The sequence below is a fragment of the Nitratidesulfovibrio oxamicus genome, assembly GCF_015731765.1.
GTDB classification, from domain to species: Bacteria; Desulfobacterota; Desulfovibrionia; order Desulfovibrionales; family Desulfovibrionaceae; genus Cupidesulfovibrio; species Cupidesulfovibrio oxamicus.
Window position 1 is genome coordinate 1 of sequence record NZ_VRYY01000104.1, and the last position, 6,507, is coordinate 6,507.

Genomic DNA, 6,507 nt, shown 5'->3' on the forward strand with positions numbered 1-6,507 from the left:
CCCCGGGGACGGCACCCCGCCCCCGGATGGCACCGACGCAGCCTCCGCCCCGGAGACCGCCGTGGTGTCCGCCCCCCCGCGCGACCTCAGCGAGGCCGTGGACCGCGCCAGCAAGGAAGACGAAGCCGCCGCCGAGGGTGGCCGCTCCATGACCCTGCTGGACCATCTTTCCGAACTGCGCGTACGCCTGGTGCGCAGCCTCATCGCGCTGGGCGTGGGCTTCTTCGCCTGCTACGGCTTTGCCGAACAGCTCTTCAACTACCTGATGATCCCCTTGACCCGGGCGCTGCCGTCCGGTTCCAAGCTGATCTACACCGCGCTGCCGGAGGCGTTTTTCGTCTACATGCAGGTGGCGCTGGTGGCCGGGGCCTTTCTGGCCAGCCCGTACCTGTTCTACCAGATATGGTTGTTCATCGCGCCCGGCCTGTACGACGAGGAAAAGCGCCACGTCATTCCCATTGCCGGGGCATCCGCGCTGTTCTTCGTGGCGGGCGCGGCGTTCTGCTATTTCCAGGTGTTTCCGTATGCCTTCGAGTTCTTCGTGGGCTTCGCCACCGACACCATCGCGCCCATGCCCAAGCTGGACGAGTATCTGGGCTTCACGCTCAAGATGCTGCTGGCCTTCGGTCTCATTTTCGAGATGCCGCTGTTCGCGTTCTTCCTGGCGCGGCTTGGCATCGTCACCGCGCAGTGGATGCGCAAGACCCGCAAGTACGCCATCCTCGCCATATTCGTCGTGGCCGCCATCCTTACCCCGCCGGATGTTTTCTCGCAGATGATGATGGCGGCGCCCATGCTTGTGCTGTATGAAATAAGCATCGGCGTTGCTGCCGTGTTCGGCAAGAAGAAGCCCGGCACGGAAGACGGCGAGGACGCGGAAGGGGAAGAGGCCGGCGAGGAAGAAACACCCGGCCCCGACAAGGTAGTGCAGGGCGACTAGCTCCGCGCTACGGCGCGCAAAGGTCCACACATGAACCCAGCCCCCCGGAAGGAGCCCGAGATGAGCCAGCGCAGCGCAGCCGTGTTCCGCGAAACCAAGGAAACCTCCATCCGCCTCGACCTCGTGGTGGACGGGCAGGGCCTTGTCAACGTGCATACCGGGTTCGGCATGGCTGACCATGTCATCACCCTGGCCGCGTTCTGGGCCGGATTCGACCTTACCCTGTCCTGTACCGGCGACCTGGATATCGACGCCCACCACACCGTGGAAGACGTGGGCCTGTGCCTGGGGCAGGCCCTGGCCGATGCCCTGGGCGAACGGTCGGGCATCGCCCGCGTGGGTTTTGCCCGCGTGCCCATGGACGAGGCCCTGGCCGACGTATGCATCGACATTTCCGGTCGCCCGTGGCTTGAATGGCGCGGGGACGATCTTCTGCCGCCCGTCATCGCCGGGCAGGAACGCGACCTGTGGCGCGAATTCCTGAAGGCGTTTGCCTCGGCCGCCCGCATGAACCTGCACGTCTCGTTCCTGTACGGCAGGAACGGTCACCACCTGCTGGAATCCGCCGCCAAGGGGCTGGGACTTGCCCTGCGGCAGGCGGTGCGCCGTGACCGCGAGACGCTGCTCAGCACCAAAGGGAGCCTAGACTGATGCGTACCCATCGCGGTTTCATCGCCTTCCCGGTGTCGGGCGCGCTGCTCGCGCTGCTCGTCCTCACCCTGCTCGTCGCCCTGCCCGGCTGCTCGCAGCGCCAGCGAGGCCCGGCTCCGTTGCCGGAGGCCACCATCGGCGTGGCAGCCTTCACCCAGCCCACGGCCATGGCCGACCTGCTGGCCGGGTACATCCCAGAGGACCAGCAGCGGGTATCGCAAGAAACCTTTGCCGACCTTGACCGCACCTTCGGCGACATCCTGCGCGCCGAAACAAAGCGTGTATACAGCTTTGCCGCCACCAAGCCCTCGCTTGCCCCCCAGGCAGAAGGCCGCACCGGCGGGCGTCCGCAGGCGCTGGCCTACTGGGTGGAAGTGGGCCGCAAGGCCGAGGTGGACTTTCTGCTGGTGCCCCAGGTCGTCGACATGCGCGAACGCAAGGGCGGCGACATGGGCGTTACCGAATCGGCCAGCATCATGATGGATGTCTTCCTCATCGACGTGAAGGGCGGCACCCTTGTCATGCGCTCCAACTACGACGAAAAGCAGATGGGCCTTGCGGACAACCTGCTGGAAGTGGGCAAGTTCGTGGGGCGCAAGGGCAAGTGGCTGTCGGCCCTTGACCTGGCCAGGGAAGGAATGCGGAAGGCCATCAAGGAGTTTGGCCTGTGATCCTGTTCCCCGCCGTGGACATCAAGGATGGCCGCTGCGTGCGGCTGCGGCAGGGCCGCGCCGACGCAGAAACCGTGTTTTCCGACGATCCGGCAGCCATGGCTCGCCACTGGCAGGACCAGGGCGCCAAATGGCTGCACGTCATCGACCTGGACGGGGCCTTCAGCGGCATGCCCGCCAACTTCGAACTGATCCGCCGCATCTGCGCCGACCTTTCCGTGCCGGTGCAGCTTGGCGGCGGCATTCGCGACGAGGCCACGGCGAAAGCCTATCTCGACGCCGGGGTGGAGCGCCTGATCATCGGCACCGTGGCCCTGGAGGAACCGGACCTGTACGCCCGCCTGTGCGCCGCCTTTCCGGGGCGCATCGGGGTTTCGCTGGACGCCGAGGGCGGCAGGCTGAAGACCAAGGGCTGGGTGACCGATTCCGGCCTGACCGTTGATGACGTGCTGCCCCGCCTGCTGGACGCCGGAACCGCCTTTGTCATCTACACCGACATCGACCGCGACGGCATGCAGACCGGGGTGAACCTTGCCGCGCTGGAACGGCTGGCGGGCATGTGCCCAGTGCCGGTCATCGCGGCGGGCGGCGTGGCCACGCTGGAAGACGTGCGGGCGTTGTACCCGCTGACGCTGACCTCAAGCGTGGAAGGGGCCATCACCGGCCGCGCCATTTACACCGGCACTCTCGACCTGCACGCGGCCATGGAGTGGATTGCGGCGCAATAGGGGGTAGGCGCTGCGCGGTTATGTACGGCGCACGCGAGATTGAACTGGATAGTTGTACGGGGGGCTGCGGAAACGCGGCCCCCTTGTTGTTTGGCGTGCGTGTGGGGAGGAAGAGGGGCGCGCGCAGTTGCCCCGGCCCCTACGAAGGCAGTTGCGCCCTGTTGATCACGCCCGATCTCGTTATGCCTCCGGCGGGCAGGGGGGAGAGGTGATGCGTGGTTGCACCCGGCCCCTACGAAGGCAGTTGCGCCCCGTTGATCACGCCCGATTTCGTTATGCCTCCGGCGGGCAAGGGGTGTTGTAACGAACACCCCCTGCACCCCCGCGTTCCAGGGGCTCCGCCCCTTGGAACCCCGAGTAGTCTTGCACCGCATTCCTTCGTCTCCAGCTTCCCTGCGGCGCAGGGCGCCTTCGGGTGATCTTGCGACGGGAATGCGATGTGCGCATGACTCCCGGCGGCATGGCACAACGAGGGTGCCTTTACCTTCACCCACCTCGCGGCGCGCATCCGTTACCGCCGGAGCTTCCGCCGTCGCAAAGCCTCCGGCGGCGATCTCCGGCTTCGGATGCGTATCGCCGCGCTAAGGTTTTACGCTCAAGCGAAGGGAGTGCATCTTCATGGAAGTAAGCAGGTGACCACAAGACAACAACGCGTTTGTCCATCGCCCGCGTTCCGTGCGTAGAAGCGTGTGACGCCGGGCTTTGACGGCGGCACATGCGTCGCAACGAGGGCGTGAGTAGTGGCACCTTAGTTGTGCGATGCCACCGGGAGCCATGCGCGCATACGCATTCAGCCGGGCAGATCGCCCGAGGCGCGCCAGCGCCGCAGGGAAGCTGCCCAGCGTAAGAATGCGGCGCAGGATACGTTGGGGGTCCAGGGGAGGCGAAGCCCCCCGGAGCGCGGGGTTGCAAGGGGCTGCCGCTTAGCGGCCCCTTGCCCGCCGGAGGCATAACGAAATCGGGCGTGATCAACGGGGCGCAACTGCCTTCGTAGAAGCCGGGTGCAACCACGCACCACCTCTCCCCTCTCCACCCGCCGGAAGCATAACGAAATCAAGCGTGGCCAACAGCCACAACTGTCTTCGTAGAAGCCGGGTGCAACCACGCACCACCTCTCCCCCCTCCACCCGCCGGAAGCATAACGAAATCAAGCGTGGCCAACAGCCACAACTGTCTTCGTAGAAGCCGGGTGCAACCACGCACCACCTCTCTCCCACCATCCCCCCTTCCCCCCCTGCCGCCCATACGCTATGCCATCCCCACGCACACTCACGGAGGACCCATGCCCGATTCGACCAAGCTCGCGGCCCCCGCCGCCGCCCTCCCCACCCTGCACTACCGCTATGCCCACACCTCCACGGAGGCCACCACGGGCTACTTCGCCTGCGAGCCGCCTGCGGACATGACCTTCGAGCAGGGCCTCGACCGACTGGAGGCCGCCCCCCTCGACGAATTCCTGCACAGCCATCTGCTGCGCCTTGCCGCCGTGTTCCCGCCGGAACGCATGGCCGCCCTTCTGGACGCCCTTGCCCCCATCGCCCGTCCCGCCACCGCAGCCCTGCTGCGCGAGGCGTGCCTGCTGAACCCCAACCTTTCCGGCCTCCTTGCGGCGGCTCCGACCCCGGCGCCGGAAGCCCTTGCCGCCATCGAGGCAGCCACCCCGCACATCGCCCTGCGCTGGCACACCCAGACCGACCGCGACCTGCACCGCGCCTGGTGCGAGGTGTTCCGCGACAACATGCACAACCATCGCATGCTGCCGCAGTTGGAGGACATGGACATCCCCCCGCTGTACGACCCTGCGGAGATTCTCGATGGTCCGGAGCGCCCGGTGGTCACCGCCGCCGACATCCGCGCCCTCCTGGCCATGGCCCCCGCAGACCCCGCCCCCTGGCAGCGCCCGCCTTCGCACGAGACGGCTTCCCTCGCGCTGGAGCGGCTGGTGGAAAACGGCATCATCGCCGGGGTAGAGATGCGCCACGAGGCGTCCCTTTCGCCCATCGCCCTGTTGCGCCGCTGGAACGTGGACATGACCGTGCGCTGCGGCGCGCTCGACTACACCCTGAAGGGCGAGGGCACCACCTACGGGCGCGGCCTGTCCCTGGCCGATGCGCGCGCCTCGTACGCCATGGAGATGGTGGAGCGCGCCTCGTCGTACGTCTCTGTCGGCGAAATGGATGGCCAACTGCATGTGCTCGACCGGGCCACGCCGCAGCCGCTGCTGCGCGCCCGCCTGTCCGAATTGCTGGCCGATGGCCGCGATGTGCTGCCCCCCCACGCCATCCCGCTGGAAGCCCCATATCAGGACCAGCCCCTGTACTGGCTCACCGGGCACACCCCCGACGACACGGGCGGCACGCGGCCCGTGCTGGTGCCCGCGCAGATGGCCTATCTGTTCTGCAATCTTGATGAAATTGCCCTGTTCTCGGCGTCCGGATCCACGGGCCTTGCCACCGGCAACATCATGGCCGAGGCTAAGGTGGCCGCGCTTACCGAAATTCTCGAGCGTGACGCCGAAGCCACCGTACCCTACGACCGCGCGCAGTGCTTCCGCCTGGTCACCGACGATGCGCGCCTGCAATCCCTGCTGGACGATTACGCCGCGCGCGGCATCCACATCCAGTTCCAGGATCTGACCACCGAGTTCGGCGTGCCCTGCTACAAGTGCTTTGTGGTTGGGCCGCGCGGGCAGGTGGCGCGCGGCACCGGCGCAGGCCTTTGCGGTCGGCGCGCCGTGCTTTCCGCCATGACCGAAACGCCCTTCGCCTACCCCAACGGGGGCCCCTCCGGCCCCGGCGTGCGCGGCCTGCCGGAACGCAAGCTGGAAGACCTGCCCGACCTGAGCCTGGAATCGCCCCAGCGCAATCTGGCGCTGCTGGAAACCCTGTTCGCCGTCAACCGCATGGCCCCCGTGTACGTGGAACTCACCCACGCCGACCTGGAATTCCCCGTGGTCAAGGCGCTGGTTCCCGGGCTGGAATCCACCGCAGACTTCGATACCTGGTCGCGCATGAGCCGCCGGTTGTTCCGCAATTACCTGAGGCTGCGGGGGTAGGGGAAAGAGAGAGAAAGAGAGAAGACGAACCGGGGAAGGGGAGGGTACTTTGAAAAGTACCCTCCCCTTCCCCGGACCCCATCCCCTCCCTCAAACTTTCTGGTAGGGGCGGATGCAGACGGCGCAAGGCCGCAGACGGGCAGGCTGGCGGCATGGCCGACAGCGGATGCCCGTTGAAATTTCAACGCCAAGGAGCCCGGTCATGCTGCACACGCCGCGCGCCCGCAGGGGCATGGTCGTCACCCCCCATCATCTCGCCTCGCAGGCCGGGCTGGCCATCCTGCGCGAGGGCGGCAACGCCGTGGAGGCCGTGGTGGCCGCAGCCGCCACCCTGTGCGCCGTCTATCCGCACATGACCGGACTTGGCGGCGACGGCTTCTGGCTGATCCACCAACCCGGCGCGCCCGCGCCCGTTGGCATTGACGCCAGCGGACGCTCCGGCGCGGCGGTGACCCCGGACCT

Annotated in this window: 6 protein-coding genes; all 6 read left to right on the forward strand. The window is 67.1% G+C overall.

The window, feature by feature from the left end:
• The first annotated feature begins 148 nt into the window (after window positions 1-148).
• Window positions 149-940, forward strand: a complete 792-nt coding sequence (tatC, locus tag FVW20_RS04695; RefSeq protein ID WP_196608508.1) for a twin-arginine translocase subunit TatC — start codon at window positions 149-151, stop codon at window positions 938-940.
• A 60-nt stretch (window positions 941-1,000) separates the two neighbouring features.
• Window positions 1,001-1,591 carry an imidazoleglycerol-phosphate dehydratase gene (locus FVW20_RS04700; RefSeq protein WP_196608503.1) on the forward strand — a complete coding sequence of 197 codons (591 nt, stop codon included), beginning with the start codon at window positions 1,001-1,003 and terminating at the stop codon, window positions 1,589-1,591.
• Window positions 1,591-2,262, forward strand: coding sequence for a hypothetical protein (locus tag FVW20_RS04705; protein ID WP_196608504.1), 672 nt, complete (start codon window positions 1,591-1,593; stop codon window positions 2,260-2,262). The genes FVW20_RS04700 and FVW20_RS04705 overlap by 1 nt, the downstream gene beginning before the upstream one ends.
• Window positions 2,259-2,990, forward strand: a complete 732-nt coding sequence (gene hisA, locus FVW20_RS04710; protein ID WP_196608505.1) for a 1-(5-phosphoribosyl)-5-[(5-phosphoribosylamino)methylideneamino]imidazole-4-carboxamide isomerase — start codon at window positions 2,259-2,261, stop codon at window positions 2,988-2,990. The genes FVW20_RS04705 and hisA overlap by 4 nt, the downstream gene beginning before the upstream one ends.
• 1,282 nt (window positions 2,991-4,272) lie before the next feature.
• Complete coding sequence (locus tag FVW20_RS04715; RefSeq protein ID WP_196608506.1) at window positions 4,273-6,045, forward strand: YcaO-like family protein; 1,773 nt, start codon at window positions 4,273-4,275, stop codon at window positions 6,043-6,045.
• 202 nt (window positions 6,046-6,247) lie between these two features.
• Window positions 6,248-6,507, forward strand: a 260-nt coding sequence (locus tag FVW20_RS04720) for a gamma-glutamyltransferase (RefSeq protein ID WP_196608507.1), incomplete at its 3' end; no start/stop codon positions are given.

Bases quoted from the DNA above. Each gene is read 5' to 3' on its own strand.
- tatC (WP_196608508.1), top strand. From the start codon at position 149: ATGACCCTGCTGGACCATCTTTCCGAACTGCGCGTACGCCTGGTGCGC.
- FVW20_RS04700 (WP_196608503.1), top strand. From the start codon at position 1,001: ATGAGCCAGCGCAGCGCAGCCGTGTTCCGCGAAACCAAGGAAACCTCC.
- FVW20_RS04705 (WP_196608504.1), top strand. From the start codon at position 1,591: ATGCGTACCCATCGCGGTTTCATCGCCTTCCCGGTGTCGGGCGCGCTG.
- FVW20_RS04715 (WP_196608506.1), top strand. From the start codon at position 4,273: ATGCCCGATTCGACCAAGCTCGCGGCCCCCGCCGCCGCCCTCCCCACC.